Here is a 19,945-nt window from a genome sequence, read left to right on the forward strand (position 1 = left end):
GTTAGCGGAAATTGATGACGGTCTGAACGTAGCGAACGAGCTGTTGGCCTAACGGCAGACTGCTGACTTCGATCTTGGCGTTGCCACGGAAGCCGGTCAAAAGGTGGCGATGGTCGCCGTGGAGAGAAACGAAAACTTCGTAGGAAGTCAGCAACGGAGACTCACCGCCGTTCTGATTTGGCTCCACCGCGACTTTTCCGCCGTTAGTGATCGACAGCTCACGAGGCAACTCCGACAGCGAGTCGCGGGAAACGTTGATCACTTCGCCTTCGAATCGCTCGCCAGGAAACTCGTCCAACATCAACTGAACTTTCTGCCCGACATCGACCAGTTTGATGTCGGACTCGTCGACCACCAGCATGGCTTGCATCTGATTGGGATCGCCCACAATGCAGAACAGCGTCGATGCTTCAAGGAACGCGTTTCGGTTTTGCGGATCCAGCGGCGTGCCAGACCAACGTTGCAATGGTGCTCCGAATTCGTTCGCAGGAGGCGCCGCAACGTTTGGCGCTTCAATGATCTGACCGTCGCGAGCAGCGACCAGTTTCAGTTGGCTTTCTTTCCGTGACTGGACTTCCATCCTGCCGCGGATCTTGGCAATTCGCGCAGAAGTTTCCGCGATCTGCCTGCCGATGCCTGCGCGTTCGCGATTGGCCAACTTCAGCGTCGCCAGGACAGCGGTCTCGCGAGCCAGATCACCTTTGAGCTGTTCCGCTTCCAACTCCAGTTTGTCGCTTTCAAGGATTGCAATCGTCTCGCCTTTCGAAACCGTTTCGCCAGGCGACTTCATCAACTCGCTGATCTTGCCGGGTTCGACCACAAAAACCTGATCGGCATCGACCGGTCGCAAAACGAAACTGGCGGTCACGTTTCGGGAAACTGGAACAGAAAACAGAAACGCTGCCAGTCCAGCGACCAGCGTTGCGGAAATAAACAGTCGCAGCTTTTTCACTTCACGCAGCCTTCCCGGATAGAGGAAAAATTTCGTCAGTTTGAACATTGGGATCACGATCATGCCGACCAGCGACATCACGATCATCGCATGAGCCACAACGCTCAACCCATACGGTTCGAAGATCTGGATCAGGAACCAGAAAATCATCAGCATCACAAACCAGCGGTAGAAAAACGACGCCACCGAATACGCTGCGAACGCCCATTTCCGTCGCTTCGGCAAACTTCGGTGCTGAACAGGCTTCATGCCCAGGCAAGCGACTCGCAACCAATTGACCATCGAAGTTTTGGACTTCTGCGCGAGGTTCGGGATCTCAAGATAGTCGGACAGCATGTAGTAACCGTCGTAGCGCAACAGCGGATTGAGGTTGAAGACGATAGTGCTGACCGAGCACAGAAAGATCGTGTTGAGTGCCAGATAGTGCAGCCAACCCGGATGCGTATGCCACCAAACGAACGTGGCCACGGCCGCGATCACCATTTCGACATACATTCCCGCAGCACCAATCGCGATGCGATGCCACTTGTTGGGCAGCAACCAGGAATCCGAAGTATTGCAATACATCGCCGGTGTCATCACCAGCAGCATGAATCCGATCTCATGGCACTCGCCGCCGAAATGTTTGCACATCAGGCCATGGCCAAGTTCGTGAATTGACTTGGTCACGATCATGATCGCGCCCATAAACAGCATGTTCCGGACGTTGAAGAACTGACCGAACTCGGGGAGCTTTGAGTAAAACTCGTTGAGGTTGCTCAGCACCAACACGGTCGCCGAAACCATTAGCAGTACGCACGCGAGCGTCGTGGACGGCCAAAACAGAAAGCGAACTTTTGGATACAGCCAGTTCAAAAATGGTTCCGGATCGACGCCTGGAAACCGGATCGACATTACGCTCATCAACAGCTGAGTCGCCTTCTGTTTCAGCTCTTTGTTGCGTCGCTGTTTCAGCGGCTCGGACTGCCCTGGCAGATCGGATATGAGCAATCCGTTCTTGTGCAGACTGTTGACCAGAAAGTGAATCGTCTCGGTCGTGATTTTGAGTTCAGGAAACTCGGCTTCCAGAGCATCGCGAATCTCAACCGCGCTCGTATCGCCATCCAGCATCTGACTGGCAAAGTACTCGGGTTCGCGCAACTGAAAGTATTTCAACGCCACCGGATCTTTCACGACCCACGAATCTTCTCCCTGATAGTTGCTGACTTCGATCACGAGGTCTGGTCGCAAACGCAACGCGATTGGACGGCGATCCGAAGATACATTGCTGGATTGGTTGACGGTCGCCATGACTACCAGATCGGAAACAGAACCTTGGCCTGGAAGAATTCCTTGACCGGATGAAACCAGACGTATCCCAGCGACGCGTCGCCGCAGTCAATCTTCGCCGAGACGCCGGATCGCGATTGGCGAACGTCAATGCTTTCGATATCGATGTCCACGAGGATCTTCAGATGGTGCTCGTTGGCCGCGTTGAGCTGCGTTGAAGTCCCGACGGCTTTCACCTGTCCGGTATGCGTAACGCCCGGTTCGGCAGCAAGAATGAACTCGACGTCAACGGGTTCGTCGTTGGTTTTGGCCTCGTTCCATCGCTTCATAAAGTGCCCGACTTTGCGGTCCGGCAGGTCCAGTTCCAGAGTCCATTTGCCGTCGACGTTAGCGATCTCCATCAGCTGGTCCATGGCACTGACGGTGCGATTTTGCAGCCGCTTGCGAACATCCCACGTCATGACTTGCCCGGAAAGCGGACTGGTGACCACAAGATCCGCTTTTCGTTTCAGGTAAATTCGTTGCTGTTGCTGCAAACTGGCAAGCTCGGCCTGTTGCGACTTGAGGTTCTCCTGCTGAAGCGATTCTTCTTCGCCACGTTTTCGCCCCAACCGACTGGACTCGATCGACCGAATCGACTGTTCGACTTCTTTGATTTGGCCTTCGAGTTCCGTGAGCTGGTAGTCGAGGTCCAGGTCCGTAAGCTTGACAATCGGGTCGCCTGACTTGACGTCCTGGCCATGTTGCACCAGCACTTTGCTAACGATGCCCGTGCCCTTGGAGAACACCAGTTCACGTTGCTCCGGAATCAGCGAACCGTCGCACGACAGTTGGAAATCTGACTGGATCAGCGTTAACGCCAGGCAAGCGGCGACCAGTCCGATTACGGCCGCGATCGTTTTCGGTAGATGCCGAGCCGCGAAAATAATTTTGGATTTCCCCAGCCATTTCCAAATGCTGTAGAGAAAAAGCGACTGGTGATTCCACGAATTTCGAAACGCGTCGCTGCCGTGTCGCGTCGCCAGTTCCACAACGGAAGCTTGCTGCTGACGATCCCATTGTTCCCGGCAGTGCTCTACGACGATGCCGCCGATCAATTGTCGTTTTTCACGGTGTGAATCGACTTCCATTTGAGAAGAATCAGCTTTGTCGAAAACTGGCACTACCACCATTGTTCGCGTTGCCGAATTCGCCAGATACTCCTGAAGCGGATTTTGGATTTGCGGCGGCAACGAATCTTCGTCCGGATACCAGAACAGCTGACGCGTCGGCAAAACTTTGTTCGCGACTTTCTCCAACAGTCGAACTGCATTGCTACGCCGGTTCATCGAAGGCTGGCCACTGACGGCAATTGTTCTGCAGCGGCGACCTCGCATTTGCACGACCGTCGCCCGATCGCAATCCAGATACCGTCGAGTCTCATTCGCGATCGTCCTGGCGTTGTCTTTCAGGTCCAACGACTGGTGCAACGAATGGATGAAAGCTTCCGTTGCGGCGATGTCGATTCTGGTTGCCGGTTCGGAGGACGGAGCTTGAGTCGCACGCTGCGGCGGCATTCCCCACACCGCTGCGGCACGGCTGAGCGATGACAACGAGCCAACTTTTCCGGTGACTTGTTCTCGCGGTTGGTCGCCTGCAAAAAACAGTTCCGCGACTTCGGTGCGTCCGCCATGAGCGATGGACACCATCAGAATCGTCGGATGCAATTCTTTCACGACCGATCCGGGCGTCTCGTTGTCAGCCGAAACGATCAGCGGTTCTTTCGAGGCAACGGCTTGTCGCAAAAAGTCGTTGTGTTGACTGGCCGAGCAACCCAGCTTCAGCATCTGCTGTTCGCCACGATACGATTGGCAAATCGGCTTGGGGATCTTCTCCGTGCAGTCCCAAAACATTCCGCCGAGCACGTCGTACTCGTGGATCGCATGGTCGATGAACCCCTCAAGGAATTCACGACGATTCGTGGACTTGCTGGCGATCTGTTCAATGGTTTGTTGCTGCGTCGCGTTCATTGATTTTGCAGGTTAATGACGGAAGCTTTCATTTTAGTCGATCGCGACGATGGGTTCTCGCAAAATTCGCCTAGAATGACACGTCACAATCGGCGAACAATCCACATAACCGGAACCGAAACTGCAGAATGATGACGCGTATGACCACCGTCCGATCTTTCATCCTGGCTACGATGGCGATTCTTGTCGCCACTTTCACCCTGCCACAGGGTGCGGCCGCTCAAAAATTGAGCGAGGAAGGGCAACTGCGAAAGTCGGCCCACACGTTCCTGTTTCAACAGTTTGCAACGAATCGCAAATGTGATTTTTCGGCGGACAAATCAATCCTCAAAGAGATCGTCGTCATCGCGGATCGCGTTGAAGCGAACGGTGAACTGATGATCGAACTCCCCGAAGGAGCCCAGCGGATCGCCAGCATGTTTCGGCATCTGACGCTGCGTGGCGAAAACCTCGATCGCGTCGGAGGCCTGACGCTTGAGCCCTATCAAGCCAACGCGACGATGCACCACAGCATTCAGAAGCCCGATATTTACCGCGTGCAGATGGGTTCCTTGCCGCTGCCGAGAGACGGAGCGCCGAACATCGTGCTGCGAGCCAAAACTTCCGGGCCAGTGGTTGTGAGCGAAGTCGCGTTTAGCTCGCAAGGAAAACTGCGGACAACTTTTGACGATATCCCGTTCCGCAATCTTGGTGATGAGCATCCGGTTGAGAGCGTTGTCGTTGAAATCGATACGACTCGTGAGCTTTCGATCTCAGGTCACGTCGACCTTGAACGCGAGAAGTTTTTCAGATTCTACGCTCGTCCCGGAATGCATCATCCGTCGGCGGAAAAGTGGGCTTACGAAAGAAACTTTCTTCCCGGCCGACAGATCTCGAAGATGCAATACGCGTTGGTAAAAGGCTACAGCAAAAATCAACCGAAACTGAAAGAGTCGAAGTCAAAACAGGGACACGCGGATCTTTCGTTCTTCGATGCTTACGATTCGACACCAACGGTCACGAAAGCAATCGAGCCAATTCGCGAAATTGACTATGCAATGTGTCTCGACAACTGGCCAGATTTTATGTCGATCGATCATGTCGGACGTGGAACGCCCAAAGTCGAATTTTTTGACGCCGCTGCTGAACTGGCGGGCGCCGTGGTCGCCGATCAAATCAAAGACGGTGGTCGAACGGCGACGTGGTGGGAAGTCAAAAACGAATCGACGATCAAATCGGAATGGGACTATCACTGGGCCGAAAACTCATGGGATCTGCTGGCGGATTTCCACAACAAGGTTGCCGATGCGATTCACGAACGTGCACCGGAAACGAAAGTCGGCGGGCCTTCGTCGGCGTGGATGCAATTGCAGATCAAGGATTTTTCGCTGTACAAAAGCCAACGAAAATTTATGGATGCGACGAAAGGGAAGCTGGACTTTTACTCGCATCACTTCTACGAAGATTTCAACACGATCGGAGCATGGGAGCGGCGATCTTCGACCTATTCGAACTACCTCGCTGGTCGGCTGGAGGCGATTCTCAACATGTTCCGGGCTCACATGCACGGCACTGACAACGTTCGCCCGATTTTGATTACCGAGTGTGGTTCGCTGCAACCGGGAACGGGGCCAAGCGATTACTGGTTGCGGCTTCGGTCGTGGAGCGCGTACACGCACAAGTTCATGCAACGACCCAACGAGATCGACATGAGCGTTCCGTTTGCATTCCTGACCGTTCCCTGGAACCCAAACAGTGGCAACGCTGCGTTTGTTCCTGACGAAGATGGGAAAGGAACCAACGGACCAATCGAGAATCTTAACGCGACGCCAGTGACGCACTTTTTTGATCTGTGGAGCGATTTTGATGGGCGTCGATTGCCAGTAAGTTTCTCAAGGAAATGGCTCGACGTGACGGCACTGCATGATGGAAAACGAATTCACGTCGCGTTGACCAACATGGGCGGACAACGATTGAATGTTGAGCTGTCGGGGATTTCCGATCTCGATTCAATCGAATCAATTCGCCAGAAACGTTTGTTCTACCGCGACGGGAAAGTCCATTTCGATCCGGCGAAATCTTTGAAAGACTTGTCTGCGGTGGACGTTGATGTTGAAGAAACCACGATCGTTACGATTGAGTTGAAGCAACCGCTGGAAGTTGAAGGTTTGCTTCGACGCGAGTGTTTTTATGCCGCGGATACCGCGATCAAGGCTGACGGGTCGGCCGAAGGGTTTCGGATTTCGATCCCCAAGCACGGTGACGTCGAAAAAGCTCGCTTGATCATCGGTGTCCATCGCGATGGCGGACTGAAGGATCCGCTGGAGTTGAACATCAATGGCAAAACTACTCCAACGGTCCAGGCTTGGGCCTCGGACGTGAAGAACCTTTTCGATTCGGTCGTCGTCCATGTTCCAACGTCGCTGTTGAAAGCAGAGAACGTCGTCAAAGTCGGAGACTATCCGGGACTGACGATCACGTCGATGCACATCGAAACTGACTCTGCCGAAAAGTGATGTGGCCGTGGCTTGGCCGTTGTGGACCTCGTAGTCGCGGCCAGTTTTTACGCGCTCGCGTCAGCGATCTACGACCGAACCTTGCCGGCTTGCCGGGCGATGACCTGTTCGATTTGCTCGATATCAATCGGCTTGGCGAGAAAGTCATTGAAGCCCGCTTCAGCACACGCGGCCACTTCGCTCTGTGCAACACTGCCCGTCAACGCAACGACGGGAATGGAAGCGAACGCGGGTTCGGCTCGAATCATTCTGAGGAAATCAAACCCGTTACAGACTGGCATTGAAATGTCAGAAAACACGAGGTCAAACGAATGCTGCTGAAGCTGTTCCAGTGCTGATTTCGCGCTACCAGCCGTCTTCACCCGATGGCCTCGATTTTCCAGCAGTCGCTGCAGCATAAACAGGATCGCACGCTGGTCGTCGACCAAAAGAATTTCAAGCGGTTCCTGTCGCTCCGAAAAAGCCGAGTCTGTAGAACGTGTTTCTGTCGAACGGGATTCTTTTTCAGACTTCGTTGTCTCTGCCGTAACGCCGACCAGCAAAGGCAATCGGACGAGCATCGTACAACCTCCCAATTCGCTGTTCGGATCGATCGAGATATCACCGTCGTGCAATTCAACAAGCTGCCTGACGAGAGCCAGTCCGATTCCCAACCCATTTTGCCGCGTCGGTTCTGTTGCCTTGGCCTGTCCGAACAATTGAAAAACCTGATCGACCTGATCGGGAGCGATCCCTGCACCGTCGTCGGAGACTCGAATCTGGACGCAACGTTTTTCTTCACCTACCACCAGCGAAATTCGAATATTGCCGCCGATCGGCGTGTACCGAGCAGCGTTGGTCAGCAAGTTCGTGATCACCTGAACCAGTCGGCGTCGTTCGCCGCTGACCCAAAGCGAATCGTCCGGCGTGAGAATCTCCAGCCGTTGTTCCTTTTCTTCAAACAGGCACGCGGTCGCCTGAACCGATTCGTGGATGGCTTCATTCAAGTTCGTTGCAACCTTTTGCAACGAAATCTTTCCCTGCTCAATTCTGGACAGATCAAGGAGGTCATCTACCAATCCCACCAGTTGCGTTGTCTGATCCAACAGGACTCTGGAGACTTCTGCCAATTCCTCTGGTTCGACTTCCTGGTTCGCCAGCATCTGAGCGGCTGAATAAACAGGAGAAAGAGGGTTCCGCAACTCGTGGCTAAGCTGAGCCAGGAAGATGCTCTTTTGCTGCGATTCCGCAGTCAGGCGACGCAAACTCTCGCGCAATCGGATTTCGCTTTCCACGGACTTGGCCAACCCTCTGACGATTTCGAGGTCGCGATCCTGCCAGTCCCGTGGCTTGTCATCGATCACGCAAAACGATCCCAGGCAGTGGCCGTTTTCGGCAAAGAACGGAACGCCCAAATAGGCGATCACGCCCAGATCCTGAATCGCCGGATTGGATTCGACCAGCGGGTGTATGCGCGCGTCGGCAACGACCAACGGCGCGTTACTTTCGACAGCAAAACGGCAGAAGGAATGCGTCAGCGGGGTTTCGCGACTGGTGCTCCAGGGTTCAGGAAGGCCAACACAGCTTTTGAAAAACTGCGTGTCCGGACCGACGAGGGAAACCAGCGAGACAGGCACATCAAGAAGAGTTGCAGCGAGTTCCGTAAGGCGATCAAACTCGGCTTCGGCTGGAGTGTCAAGTATCTCCAACGCATGCAAGGTCTCAAGTCGACCGTGTGCGGTATTCTCTGCCAATATTTCGCTCTCCATCCAACGATTCAATCGACCTTGCCGACTCATTTCCCAAAAACAATCTTATACAACATATGTGTCAAATTTGAACAATCAAACCGTCAGAATATTGCCCAGAGTCTTCCCCCCTAAAATTGACTAAATCACCGGCAAGCCATAGATTTTCTGTCACAGTGATTTGGAGGCGTCCACGATTCACGATCTCGTTTTCGCTTGCCAGCAGCCACGTTTGAAACTATTTCCATGTTAGACTTTCACGCATGAAAAAGATAACACTCGCCGATGAACCAGATTTTGCACCGATCGCTGGCTATCGGGCAAAGATGATCCATTCGGATCAAATGTCGATTGCCCACTGGACGGTCGAGCCAGGTTACGAGCTTCCCGAGCACTCGCATCCGCATGAGCAGATTACGAACATCATTGAAGGGGAGTTCATTCTGGTGCTTGAGGGCGAAGAAATCCATCTTTCCGTTGGCGAGTCGCTGGTGATTCCGGGTGGCGCAAAGCATTCAGGAAAGTCGTTGACGGATTGCAAGATTATTGACGTCTGGAACCCGCCGCGGGATGATTATCGCCAGAACCCCAACGGCTGATGACGGCGAGGATGTCTGGTTCAGGTCGGCGCAAGAAAAAAGCGTGCTGAATGAACAGCACGCCTTGATTCTGTTGGAGCGGAGACGACAGGATTCGAACCTGCGGAACAGTTTGACCCGTTCACCTAATTAGCAATCAGGCGCTTTCGACCACTCAGCCACATCTCCGGTCAGGCGATAATTTGACAGATCGCCCCTGCTTTATCAAGACGTAAAGAGCGAAAACAGGTTCGCTCGATTTCCAAACCCTTGCTTAGGCTTCCAGCCCGGAATTGCAAGGAATGGAGCGTCGTCTCACGCGATCACAGGGCTCGAAGCCTATGCCGCCACGATCCAGCCCATACAATCATGGGCTGGAACTCAATTCCGTCGCGGAGCCGTTTTTTACTTTAGCTCTCGTGCCAGCCAATCGAAGAACACGCGATGCCAGAGCACGCCGTTTTGCGGGCTCTGAACCCAGTGGCCTTCCTCCGGGAAGTACAGAAATCGCGAAGGCACGTCGTTCACCTGAGCCGCCGTGAAAGCCTCCATTCCCTGCGTGACCGGAACCCGGAAATCTTTCTGGCCGTGGATCACCAACAGCGGCGTCTTCCAGTTCTTCACGAAGTTGTGCGGCGAGAACAAGTCGTACTCCTTCTTGATCGCGTCGCTTTTCCAATAGGGTCCGCCCAAATCCCAGTTCACGAAAAACAACTCCTCGGTCGAACCGTACATGGACTCAAGGTTGAACACGCCGCAGTGAGCGATCATCGTCTTGAACCGATCGCCGCCGTTGCCCATCAACCAGTAAACCGTGTAACCACCAAAGCTCGCGCCGATCGCGCCAACTTTGTCCTTGTTGATGTAGGGCTCAGCCATCATCGCGTCCGTGGCTGAGAGGATATCCTTCATCGCCTGTCCGCCCCAGTCGCCACTGATGTCATCGTTCCACTTGCGACCAAAGCCCGGCAATCCACGACGGTTCGGAGCAACCACGACGTAGCCCTGCGCCGCCATCAAGTGGAAGTTCCAACGGTAGGAGAACCACTGTCCGATTTGGCCCTGCGGACCGCCTTGGCAGTAAGTCAACATCGGCCACTTCTTGCCGTCGTCTTTCTTGAAGCCCGGCGGATAGGCGACCCAACAGTGAATCTTTTGACCATCGGTCGCGTCCACGAAACGTTCCTCAATCGTGGCAACTTCCAGACCTTCATAGACGTCGTCGTTGATGTGAGAGAGCACTTTGTCGTCACCCGATTCGACGTTCAGCAATGTCAATTCGTTGGGGCGAATCATGTTCATCTTCGTCGCGATCGCAGACTTTCCATCCGGAAGAAAATCAACGACATGCCAGTTGAACTGGCCACTGGTGACCTGTCGTTTGGTGCCTGGAGATTCCAGTCCGATTTCAAACATCTGATCGGTGCCGCGATACTCCGACGCAAATGCGATCTTTTGCGAATCAGGCGTCCAATGAATTCCGTTCGCGTTCTGGTCCAGGCCAATGGTCAGCTCACGCATCGTGCCGCTTTCGCGCTCGATCAGCATGATACGATTTCGGTCCGACTCAAAACCGGCTCGTTCCATCGACTGAAACGCCAGCCACTTTCCATCGGGCGAGTAAACCGGATCTTTGTCGTAGCCAGGCATCTCGCCAGTCAGGTTTTTCTTCTCGCCAGATTCAACGTTCACGATCCAAACGTTCGAGTCCGTGGACTCTTCCCATTTTTCGGTGTCCTTGAGCGTGTAAGCGATCTCTTTTCCGTCGGGCGACCAGTTAAATTGCTCGCTGCCACCAAACGGCGGGACAGGACAATCGGCTTTGATGCCTTCCATCAAATCCTTGCCATCACCGGCTTTCCCATCGGCGATCGCGGCGACGTGCAAGTGCGTGTACTTGTAGTCGTGCCAGGCGTTCCAGTGGCGATACATCAAATCGTCGATGATGCGCGCGTCGGCTTCGGGGAGGTCTTCGTAGAGTTCGTTGACGGTTTTGTCGAGCTTGACGTCTTGCGTGTAAGCAATGTGCTTGCCGGTCGGCGAGACTTTCAAATTCGAGATTCCATCCTCGAGAGCCGAGACTTGCGTTAGCTCGCCAGAGCCAACGTCGATCGACCAGGCTTGCGGCGCGTCGGAGTGATCTTCGTCCTCATCCTCCTCTTCGTCGTCATCTGCTGCGTCGCTATCTTCTTCATCGTCTTTGCCTTCCATGCCTTCGAAAAACAATGTGGCCGAATCGCCCTCGCCAACCCATTGAATCGAACCGACCGAACTCCAGCTATCGAGCAACGTCTTCGTGCTGCCGTCGTCCAGCTTCATCAGGAACAACGAGGACTTGCCTTTGTTGTCGGCCAGAACGTAACGCCGAACCGTGTAGGCCAGATGCGTGCCATCCGGAGAAAGCGTCGCTTCGCCCAAACGTCCTAGTTTCCAGAGCAGTTCTGGCGTTAGAGTCTTCGTTTCGGTGGCTGATTCAGCAGCCTCCTGGGCGACGTTGGTTTGTTGCAGGCAGGCCAACAGGACCAGCAGTGCAACGCTCAAGATGCGATTCATAATTCTCTCTCCAGTAAATCCGAATGGTTCGCAGATCAATATAAGCCATGAATCAAGTCGAATCCATGATGGCAACAGGTTCCGCCGACGGCTGCGAATGGAGTATCATGGATGACGTTCCCGTCCCTGACCCCGAGAGATTCGATGCGAGTTTCAGCATTGTTTGCGATGATCGTTTTGGCATTGATCGCGATGCATTCGCCAACGTCCACCGTTTTCGCGTCACCGATTCCTGTTGCAATTCAGGACGACGTGATGGATGGCGCGTCGACGTGGAAAATTGACAATGAGCATACATCGATCGTCTGTTCGGTCAGCCATTTCGGGCTCAGCTTTATCTACGGACGATTCAATCAGTGTGCCGGATCGGTAGAGATGGACTTTCAAAATCCGGATTCCACAAAGTTTCGATTCGAGATTGATCCAGACTCGATCGATTCGAACAACGCGTCGCGTGATGTTCAACTCCGCGGTCCAACGTGTCTCGATGCAGCTCAATATGAAACGATCACTTTCGAGAGCATCGCGGTCAAGTCAGTCGACAAGCCCGCGGCGGCGGGGAAGACGAAACGAACGTTTGAGGTCGAGGGGAATCTGACGCTGCATGGTGAAACTCGAAAGATCACGATGCCGATTGAACTACTGGCGATGGGGAACGGACCCGAAGGGAAAATGCGTTGTGGATTCATGTCGCGGTTTGTCGTTCGGCGAAGCGATTTCGGGATCGACGCGCTACCGAAATCCGTTGGGGACAGCGTGGCGGTGACGTTTTGTTTTCAAGCCGTCCATCAGCAGCCTGAGCCTGAGGAAAAAGTCGAGGCGGTCGAGTTTGATGGTGACGATGTCTCGAAATCGCGGTTTGGCGAAGACGCTGACCGCAGGCGATTGAATGAACTGTTTCGTGAGCCTGATGATACGACAGTTCAGCCTGACGAATCTGGTTCGGACGAAATCACGGGCGAAGATAAATGAACTCAATCGAAGCCGCTGGCTCCGGTTCATCCAAAGGCTTCCCAGGATGGTGGCGAGTCGTTTTGGCCATTGCCGCCGTCTACAACCTGATCGCCGGTTTCGCGATGATCGTGTTTTACCACGAAGGTTTTCGAGGGCTGGGGCTCGAAAAGACCGCGTTCAATCTGCCGATCCAGTTGGTGGGAATGTGTGTTGCACTGTTTGGAGTCGGCTATTGGATTGTCAGCCGTAACCCTGTCGAAAACCGTAACGTGCTGTTGCTGGGAATGCTCAGCAAAGCCATCGGTCCGCTGCTGGCGGTTCGCTACATTCTTCGCGGCGATCTTCCAGTTTGGATTTTGATCGTGTTTTTCTTTGCTGACTTAATCTACCTCGTGCCGTTTTGGTTAATTTATTCGCGTTGCCGATCGTTGGTAACTCAAGCACGAAGCAGAACGGCGTAGTCGAATAAGTCTCGAACAGGAAGTTTGATGAGTTCCGTTTCCATTTCAGTTGATTCCCACCCAAGCCTTGATTTGGCGGCTTTCGTTTTGCAAAACGCATCGGAGTCGGGATCGCAAGGCAATGTGTTCAGTTTGTTTTCGCTCGCTGACGATGCAATCGCGAAAAGCCCTTTCGAAATTCACTCCGATCCACAGCGCTACGATACCGTAAAGTCCGCCGTCCGTGACCTGTTACGTCATGCAGGCTACAAGCCAACCGGGCGAGGGAAACCGGCGTCCGAGTATTTGGTCAAAGCCGCAGGCAGCGGAAAGCTGAATTCGATCAATCCAGTCGTCGACGCTTTAAATGTCGTTTCGTTGCACAGCGGATTGCCAATCAGCGTTGTCGATTTGGCCAAGTGCCATTTCGAAAGTGGTGCTCTCCGAGTGGCGATCGCGCCGGAGAATTCAGAATACGTATTCAATGCCTCCGGGCAAACGATCAAGCTCGATGGTTTGCTCTGTCTGTTCGACGACGAAGGGCCCTGCGCGAACGCAGTAAAGGATTCGCAGCGAACAAAAACGAACGACCAAACGGTGTGTTCGCTTGTTTTGATCTGGGGAACGAATGAGCTGTCAGGTCATGCCGCAAAAACAGCGGCCTGGTTTCGCGAATTGATTGAGAAACACGGGCTGGGCGAAGTTGAAAACGTTGAATTTCTTGTCCCGTAATTGGCTCAAGTTTGCGAGGCAGGCATCAGGAACCATCCATCATTAAAAACGTGACAAGCCGATTGATTTGATATATCCTCAAGATTCACTGTCTGCATCGGATGGAACGGGGCAAGCGAGCAGACGCCTGTGAAAAGGACAAATCAGCCGATGTTACGATTCCAAACCAACGTTTTCGTTGCACTGTTTGTTATTTTTCTCACTTCTCAACTGTTGTCGAATCATTGCCGACTTGATGTTGTTTCTGCATCGGCTGTCTTCCCGATTTTGACGTCGGAGACTCGTGATGATCTTCAAAAAGCAGACGAACTTTTTGATCAGCAACAGTGGTCCGAAGCGAGGACGCTGTATGAATCGGTCAAAGCACTTGACATTGAGACGCAGCTCCATATTGTCAATCGCACCATCACTTGTTCGATGGAACTTGAAGAATGGTTGGTCGCACTGAAACGTGCTGTTCAGTTCAGGCAATCACAACGACTTCAAATTTGGTCGGACCAGGCTTACTGGCCTCAAGACGATCACAAACTCAATGTGCTGTTGGGCTACATCGGACATCTTGAAGAGTCCCGAAAACTGTTGATCGCGATTCGTGATGGATCTCCTGCCGGGAAACGCGACGAATTTCAGATCCGTCTTGATGAGGAATCCATATCACTCAATTTTGAGTTGTTGAGAGCTCTTGATCCGGACAATGTCCGTCCTCGTAAAAGTTGGGGATGGGACACTGGCTATGAGAGAATTGATTGGTGGTGGGAAGGTGTCCAGTCAGCTGACGCGGATCGTCGCTACTTTCGTCACAGCAGAGGTGTTCCCATTAACGATGATCAACGACCAGCATTTTTGAAAACTCCGGACAACTACGACTCAGGACTAACCCGCGCAAAGAAAATACTGTTTCTGCTCAATGAGATTCAGACGCTTGATCATTCCAGGTCAAAAAAACATCTTGCCCGGACGCTTCTTCATCGCGCCGATCTGAATCGGCGGCTATACGGACCAATCCACGATCCTGCGTGGTATGACGCTGTCTTCTATTATCAATACGCGGATCGTCCAACCTTTGGGCGAGGTCGCGATCAAGCAGATCTGAAGCCGCTGCGAAACCTTGATGACAATGAAGCAAGACTGATTGTTAATCACAAGTTGCGAGTGATTACGCTGCCCGACGCAGAGAGTCCAATTGCGATTTGGCGTCGAGTTGAAAGGCTGAACCCCAAAAGTGAGTTGGCTGTCGAAGCCATGTATCGGCGAGCCTTGTATTATCAGAATCGTCGACAGTTCTCGAAAGCGAAAGAACTCTATCAACGAATCGTCGACGACTTTGGAAAGCATGACCGAGCCGAAGTTGCGAAACTTCAAATCGGTCATATCGACAGTGCCAATGTTTTATTGGGCAAAACGGGAGTTTACTCGGCCAGTATCAAGCCAACGCTTTGGTTTGCATGCCGCAACACTGCGAAAGTTGAATTTACCGCTCGCAAAGTTGATCTCAAAGCATATTTGGTCGATCGCGAGAAGTCCGGTAATTGGTGGGAAGTTGCCTACCTTGGCTACGACATTTTTAGTGAATGGAGTGACGACAACGAAGAGCTGGAACCTTTTGTTAGTGACGACACTTATGCGCAGTGGGTTGAGTCTTCACCCGTTTCAGACCTGGTCGAGTCCCACTCAACGCAGGCACCACTGGCCGAGGCGGGCGCCTATGTCATTGAAGCAAGAGTTCCGGGATCGAAAAATATTTCGCGTGGTCTTGTCATAGTTTCTGGAGTGACGATCATCCAGAAGAAGACGGACGGCAAAGTGATGGTTTGGGCAATTGATTCTGAATCGGGAAGGCCGCTTGCCGATCAGAAAATGAATTTGATCAGTTCCAAATCGCGACACAACTGGAAAACCGCACAGACGGATTCGGACGGTGTCATGTTTTTCAAAGACGAAGACGACAGCTTTGTCTTCCTAGAAACAGACGAAGGTGATGTTGCGTTTTGCGAAATCGAACGCATTGGTAAATCTTACGATAAAGAGGTTGGTTATGCCGAGTTTGCAATTACCGATCGGCCACTCTATCGGCCCGGAGACGAAATCAATTTTCGGGTATGGACACGTGAAATTTTGGATCGGAAGTACTTGCCTGCCAAGGCAGGAACGGAGGTTCAGGTTCATGTTGATGGGCCCAGCTATAACGATCGGGTCAAAACATTCAATCTCGTGACTGACGATTCCGGAAGCGTGTCGGGATCGTTCCGTCTCAATAGCGAATCACCCCTGGGTGAATACCGTCTGCAGGTTGAGCGATCGGGGGATCGTTGGCCCAGTACTGCCAGCGAGTTCCGGATCGAAGAATATAAAAAACCTGAATTCAAAGTCGACGTGACTCCGTCGGCGGAAACTGTGCAGCTTGGCAAACCAGCCAAGGCTGCCATCAAGGCAGCGTATTACACGGGTGAGCCTGTTTCGAGCGGCAGCGTCAAATATCATGTTCTGCTTCGCCGTCACACATCTTATTTCGCGCCGCCAACCGAATGGGATTGGCTTTACGGAGTCGGATTTGGTGATGTTGAATGGCTGTATCCATGGCTCGGCGATCAAGTTGCGGCCAACGAAAGTGATTGGGAAGAAGACCATTGGCGATTCTCGTGGGGTGAGGAAGAACCTGCGGAAATGATCTCAAAAGGAGAGGTTCAACTAAATGAGGATGGATACGCCGAAGTCGTTGTCGACACTTCCGAATTCAATCGTGATTCAGAGTACCAAATCGAAGTGGTCGCCAATGTCACCGATGAAAGTCGTCGCAGCATTAAAGGAACGGGATATGTCGTCGTCGCGCCGCAACCTTTCACTGTGTTCCTGGGTCTGGATCGTGGCTGGTATCAGGCAGGAGACACAGTAGCGTTAGAACTCAACGCTCGAACAACAAACAACATCGGTGTGCCGACGACAGGCGTACTAAAGCTCTACGAAATTTTGCCGAAAGACCCAGACGATGCAGTGGATTCAGGCGAAAGTCATGTATTCGAAAAACGGGTCACGCAACATTTCGATATCAGAACGGATCATGAGGGTAAGGCCACGGTTTCGTTTGGCCTGCCAGACGAAGGCCTGTATCGATTGGAGTTTGAGTCCGAAAAAAGCGGACAGCACTCGGCCTCTGCCACGAAGACCATTTGGTGTCTTGGTCCGAAGTTTGATGGAAAGGGCTATCGATTCGGTGGGCTGGAAATTATTCCCGATAAGCGAATGTATAAAGTTGGCGAAACGGCGCGCATTCTGATTAATACGTCCCAACCCAATGCACGATTGTTGCTTTGGGATTCAATGGACAACAGCAGTTTCGTTGATATCTCTTCACACAGCCAGGTTATCGAGATACCCGTTGAGCAACATCACGTTCCAAATTTTTTCGTTGAGGCAACTGTCGCTCACCGCGGTGAAGTCTTCAATGAAGAATGCGAGATCTATGTCCCTCCCATCGACGACATGCTGACGATTGAAGTAAGCCCCGATCGACATATTTATCGGCCAGGTCAAAAAGGAAATGTAAACGTCAGGGTGACGGACGCTGAAGGAAATCCTGTGTCAGGCTCGCTGGCTCTTCGAGGGTACGATAAATCGCTAACGTATATTCAGGCGGAGTCAAAGACGCGTCCCAAATCGCTTGTTGCAAGGCGACGGACGAAATATTGGAACGATGGCATCACTTCATCGATGGTTTCTCGGTCGTTTGAGGTCTCTGGACGGTTTACTTGCCCGGAATTTCATTTGGAAGATGCATCGGAACCAACGGCTGGAGGGATGGGCGGAGCGGCGCCCAGTGGCGGCGATCCCGCGGGTGTCAAAAGCCGTGCGACAAGTGCTCGCCGCGGCGGGATTGATCCTTCAACCAACGGTTATTTCGACAGCCAGCTTGCGGAACCCGAAGTCCGATCGAACTTCGCCGACAGTGCAATCTGGCTCCCAAATTTGAAACTGGACAAAGAGGGCTCTGCCAAAGCTGAAATCAAATTTCCAGAATCATTAACGACATGGCGGATTCAGGGCTTCCTGGCAACAGGAGACAAAACGCAGGTTGGCGAGGCAGTTTGTGAAGTAAAAACCAAAAAAGATTTTTTGGTCAGGCTTCAGTCCCCGCGATTTTTCACCATGGGTGACGAAGTGGTCCTTAGCGCGAACGTGCACAACAATCTCTCAGTCGAAAAGAACGTCTTTGCTGAGTTGCATTTCCCCGAATCGATTTTTGAGTCGGTCGAGATTGCAGGACATGAGAAGAAAACGGACCAGAACGGCAACCGGATTTTGTCTGCGAGCGAGCGAATCAAGCCGGGTGAAACACATCGTTTTGACTGGCCAGTTAAAGTTCACTCCAGCGGCAACGCAAGCATTACCGTCAAGGCTCGAACTGACGTTGAAAGCGATGCGATGCAATTGCGATTTCCCGCATTCTCTCGCACCATTCTAGAATCCCAATCACATTCAGGGTTCTTTGCAGCCAATGAAACTGGCAGCAAGAAAATGGAGTTCGAACTACCCGGGAACGTTGATGCTTCAAAGACCAAATTGGAGCTCAGTTTCGCGCCGACTGCAGCAGGTGCTGCCTTTGAAGCACTTCCGTTTTTGGCTGGCTATCCGTACGGCTGTGTTGAACAAACGATGAGTCGTTTCTACCCAACCGTTTTGGCCTATGACACATTGAAGAAGTTGGGAACTGATCCTGAAGCGTTGGCGGAAGCGATGGTCGCCCGGAACAGGAAGCTGGCCCGGCAAAAAGACCGCGCGTCCGTTTTCAATACGAGTGAAATTGAGCGTATGTCACAGGCAGGTCTCAACCGCCTCTATAAGTTTCAGCACAAGGACGGAGGCTGGGGTTGGTGGGAACACGATGAGTCGTCTCGATACATGACAGCGTACGTATTGTTGGGACTAAATGCGGCCGCTGACTCCGGAGTGGAGGTTTTAGAGTCCACTTTTCGCAATGGGGTCCACTACCTGGTTTACCCGAAAGCCAATGCTGTTTCGAAGATTCCCGACTCGGTTGATCGCAGAGTTGAACAGGCGTTTATTGCCTATGTCCTTTCACTGGGCCGATCAAAAAAGCATATTGAGTCAGTTAAAAAAACTCGTCAATTTGCTACCAGAGTCTTTTCGAATCGTGAGGCACTCAATCCGTACGGTCGAGCGTTGCTGGCGTTGGCACTTCAAAACAACCAAATGCACGAGGAAGCAGAAACACTGATCGGCGAAATCATTGGCAATATCGAAACCGATATGGAATCGAACATGTCATGGATGCCAACCAGCCAGCAGCATTGGTGGCGGTGGTACAACAGCAATGTTGAGACAAACGCGTGGGTTTTGCGCGCACTTGTGGCTCTCGATTCGGACAAATCGCTAATCGATCGAATGGCAAACTGGCTCGTCAGCCAGCGTAGAAACGGAACTCATTGGCGCAGCACTCGAGACTCGGCACTCGCGGTACACGCTCTTTCAGACTACATGCGGATGATGCAAAAAGAGTCAGCAGAAGACTACTCAATAGGTATCTATGTCGATGGAAAACACGTGCGAGATGTTGACGTGAGCTGGCAAAACATGCTGGCTCTGGAGAATCGGGTAACGTTGACTGACGAAAGTTTTGCAGGTGGACGTCATCAGGTTTCATTGAAAAAAGACGTCAATGGTTCGGCATATTTCGCGCTAACAGCAGATTACGAAACGATTTACGAACAAATACCAGCCGCGCAAAACGGTGGACTTCAAATCAGCCGGCGATATCTTCGCCGCAGTGCCGCCGCGAACAATGATGTCGCGAAAGGAAAGCCCGCTAAGCCAACAGTTCTCACGTCTGGCGGCAGTTTGTCTGTCGGCGATGTGGTCGAGGTTGAGCTCACTGTTTCCGCTTCCGATGATTTTGACTACCTGGCTTTCGAAGACCCCAAACCTGCCGGTTGTGAGCCTGTGCGACTTCGCAGTGGCTACAGTTGGGGCGCCGGAATTGCGTCAAATGTGGAGTTGCGTGATTCAAAGGTCATATTTTTCGTTCAGCGACTTCGCAAAGGCACGCACGTGATCAAATATAGATTGCGAGCCGAGGTTCCCGGAACGTTTTCCGGAATGCCTGCGACAGGTTTCGCAATGTACGCTCCAGAAATTAATGCTCGCAGCGAAGAAGCTCGAATTCAAATTGACGACCAGAACTAATGGGCTGTCAATCTTCATGCAACGGCGACACGCCCGTT

The 19,945-nt window shown here is 52.5% G+C and carries 10 protein-coding genes and 1 tRNA gene; 6 read left to right on the forward strand and 5 right to left on the reverse strand.

What is annotated here, in order from left to right; genetic code table 11:
* Position 1 precedes the first annotated feature (1 nt).
* Both MFFC18_RS04885 and MFFC18_RS04890 read right to left on the reverse strand, forming a co-directional pair.
* Entirely contained in the window at positions 2-2,242 is a 2,241-nt protein-coding gene (locus tag MFFC18_RS04885; RefSeq protein ID WP_075081811.1) for an HlyD family efflux transporter periplasmic adaptor subunit, read from the reverse strand.
* A 2-nt stretch (positions 2,243-2,244) separates the two neighbouring features.
* Positions 2,245-4,230 (reverse strand): GAF domain-containing protein, encoded by a 1,986-nt coding sequence (locus MFFC18_RS04890; RefSeq protein ID WP_075081810.1) that lies wholly within the window; start codon positions 4,228-4,230, stop codon positions 2,245-2,247.
* 140 nt (positions 4,231-4,370) lie between these two features.
* On the opposite strand from MFFC18_RS04890, the gene MFFC18_RS04895 reads away from it, so the two are divergent.
* On the forward strand, positions 4,371-6,725 hold the full coding sequence (locus MFFC18_RS04895; RefSeq protein WP_148618649.1) for a beta-agarase: 2,355 nt from the start codon (positions 4,371-4,373) through the stop codon (positions 6,723-6,725).
* Positions 6,726-6,793: 68 nt separating this feature from the next.
* Here MFFC18_RS04895 and MFFC18_RS04900 read toward each other — a convergent pair whose 3' ends face one another.
* The gene (locus MFFC18_RS04900) at positions 6,794-8,458 is read right to left on the reverse strand and encodes a hybrid sensor histidine kinase/response regulator (protein WP_162273879.1); all 1,665 of its coding nucleotides are present in this window, start codon (positions 8,456-8,458) and stop codon (positions 6,794-6,796) included.
* 257 nt (positions 8,459-8,715) lie between these two features.
* Here MFFC18_RS04900 and MFFC18_RS04905 point away from each other — a divergent pair, with 257 nt between their 5' ends.
* Positions 8,716-9,051, forward strand: coding sequence for a cupin domain-containing protein (locus MFFC18_RS04905; RefSeq protein ID WP_075081807.1), 336 nt, complete (start codon positions 8,716-8,718; stop codon positions 9,049-9,051).
* Between the two features lie 79 nt (positions 9,052-9,130).
* On the opposite strand, the gene MFFC18_RS04910 is transcribed toward MFFC18_RS04905, so the two are convergent.
* Both MFFC18_RS04910 and MFFC18_RS04915 read right to left on the reverse strand, forming a co-directional pair.
* Positions 9,131-9,219, reverse strand: a tRNA-Ser gene (locus tag MFFC18_RS04910).
* A gap of 216 nt (positions 9,220-9,435) precedes the next feature.
* Entirely contained in the window at positions 9,436-11,583 is a 2,148-nt protein-coding gene (locus MFFC18_RS04915) for a S9 family peptidase (protein WP_075081806.1), read from the reverse strand.
* A gap of 144 nt (positions 11,584-11,727) precedes the next feature.
* Between MFFC18_RS04915 and MFFC18_RS04920 the strand changes: the two genes are divergently transcribed.
* The 4 genes from MFFC18_RS04920 (at position 11,728) to MFFC18_RS04935 (ending at position 19,907) form a co-directional block, all read left to right on the forward strand.
* A complete protein-coding gene (locus tag MFFC18_RS04920; protein WP_075081805.1) occupies positions 11,728-12,555 on the forward strand; it encodes a YceI family protein in 828 nt (275 codons plus the stop codon).
* Entirely contained in the window at positions 12,552-12,998 is a 447-nt protein-coding gene (locus MFFC18_RS04925) for a hypothetical protein (protein ID WP_075081804.1), read from the forward strand. The genes MFFC18_RS04920 and MFFC18_RS04925 overlap by 4 nt, the downstream gene beginning before the upstream one ends.
* Positions 12,999-13,025: 27 nt before the next feature.
* Positions 13,026-13,709 (forward strand): phenylalanine--tRNA ligase beta subunit-related protein, encoded by a 684-nt coding sequence (locus MFFC18_RS04930; RefSeq protein ID WP_075081803.1) that lies wholly within the window; start codon positions 13,026-13,028, stop codon positions 13,707-13,709.
* 150 nt (positions 13,710-13,859) lie between these two features.
* Positions 13,860-19,907, forward strand: a complete 6,048-nt coding sequence (locus MFFC18_RS04935) for an alpha-2-macroglobulin family protein (RefSeq protein WP_148618650.1) — start codon at positions 13,860-13,862, stop codon at positions 19,905-19,907.
* The last annotated feature ends 38 nt before the right edge of the window (positions 19,908-19,945 follow it).

The organism is Mariniblastus fucicola, assembly GCF_008087665.1.
GTDB classification, from domain to species: Bacteria; Planctomycetota; Planctomycetia; order Pirellulales; family Pirellulaceae; genus Mariniblastus; species Mariniblastus fucicola.

Bases quoted from the DNA above. Each gene is read 5' to 3' on its own strand.
- MFFC18_RS04885 (WP_075081811.1), bottom strand. From the start codon at position 2,242: ATGGCGACCGTCAACCAATCCAGCAATGTATCTTCGGATCGCCGTCCA.
- MFFC18_RS04890 (WP_075081810.1), bottom strand. From the start codon at position 4,230: ATGAACGCGACGCAGCAACAAACCATTGAACAGATCGCCAGCAAGTCC.
- MFFC18_RS04895 (WP_148618649.1), top strand. From the start codon at position 4,371: ATGACCACCGTCCGATCTTTCATCCTGGCTACGATGGCGATTCTTGTC.
- MFFC18_RS04905 (WP_075081807.1), top strand. From the start codon at position 8,716: ATGAAAAAGATAACACTCGCCGATGAACCAGATTTTGCACCGATCGCT.
- MFFC18_RS04915 (WP_075081806.1), bottom strand. From the start codon at position 11,583: ATGAATCGCATCTTGAGCGTTGCACTGCTGGTCCTGTTGGCCTGCCTG.
- MFFC18_RS04920 (WP_075081805.1), top strand. From the start codon at position 11,728: ATGCGAGTTTCAGCATTGTTTGCGATGATCGTTTTGGCATTGATCGCG.
- MFFC18_RS04925 (WP_075081804.1), top strand. From the start codon at position 12,552: ATGAACTCAATCGAAGCCGCTGGCTCCGGTTCATCCAAAGGCTTCCCA.
- MFFC18_RS04930 (WP_075081803.1), top strand. From the start codon at position 13,026: ATGAGTTCCGTTTCCATTTCAGTTGATTCCCACCCAAGCCTTGATTTG.
- MFFC18_RS04935 (WP_148618650.1), top strand. From the start codon at position 13,860: ATGTTACGATTCCAAACCAACGTTTTCGTTGCACTGTTTGTTATTTTT.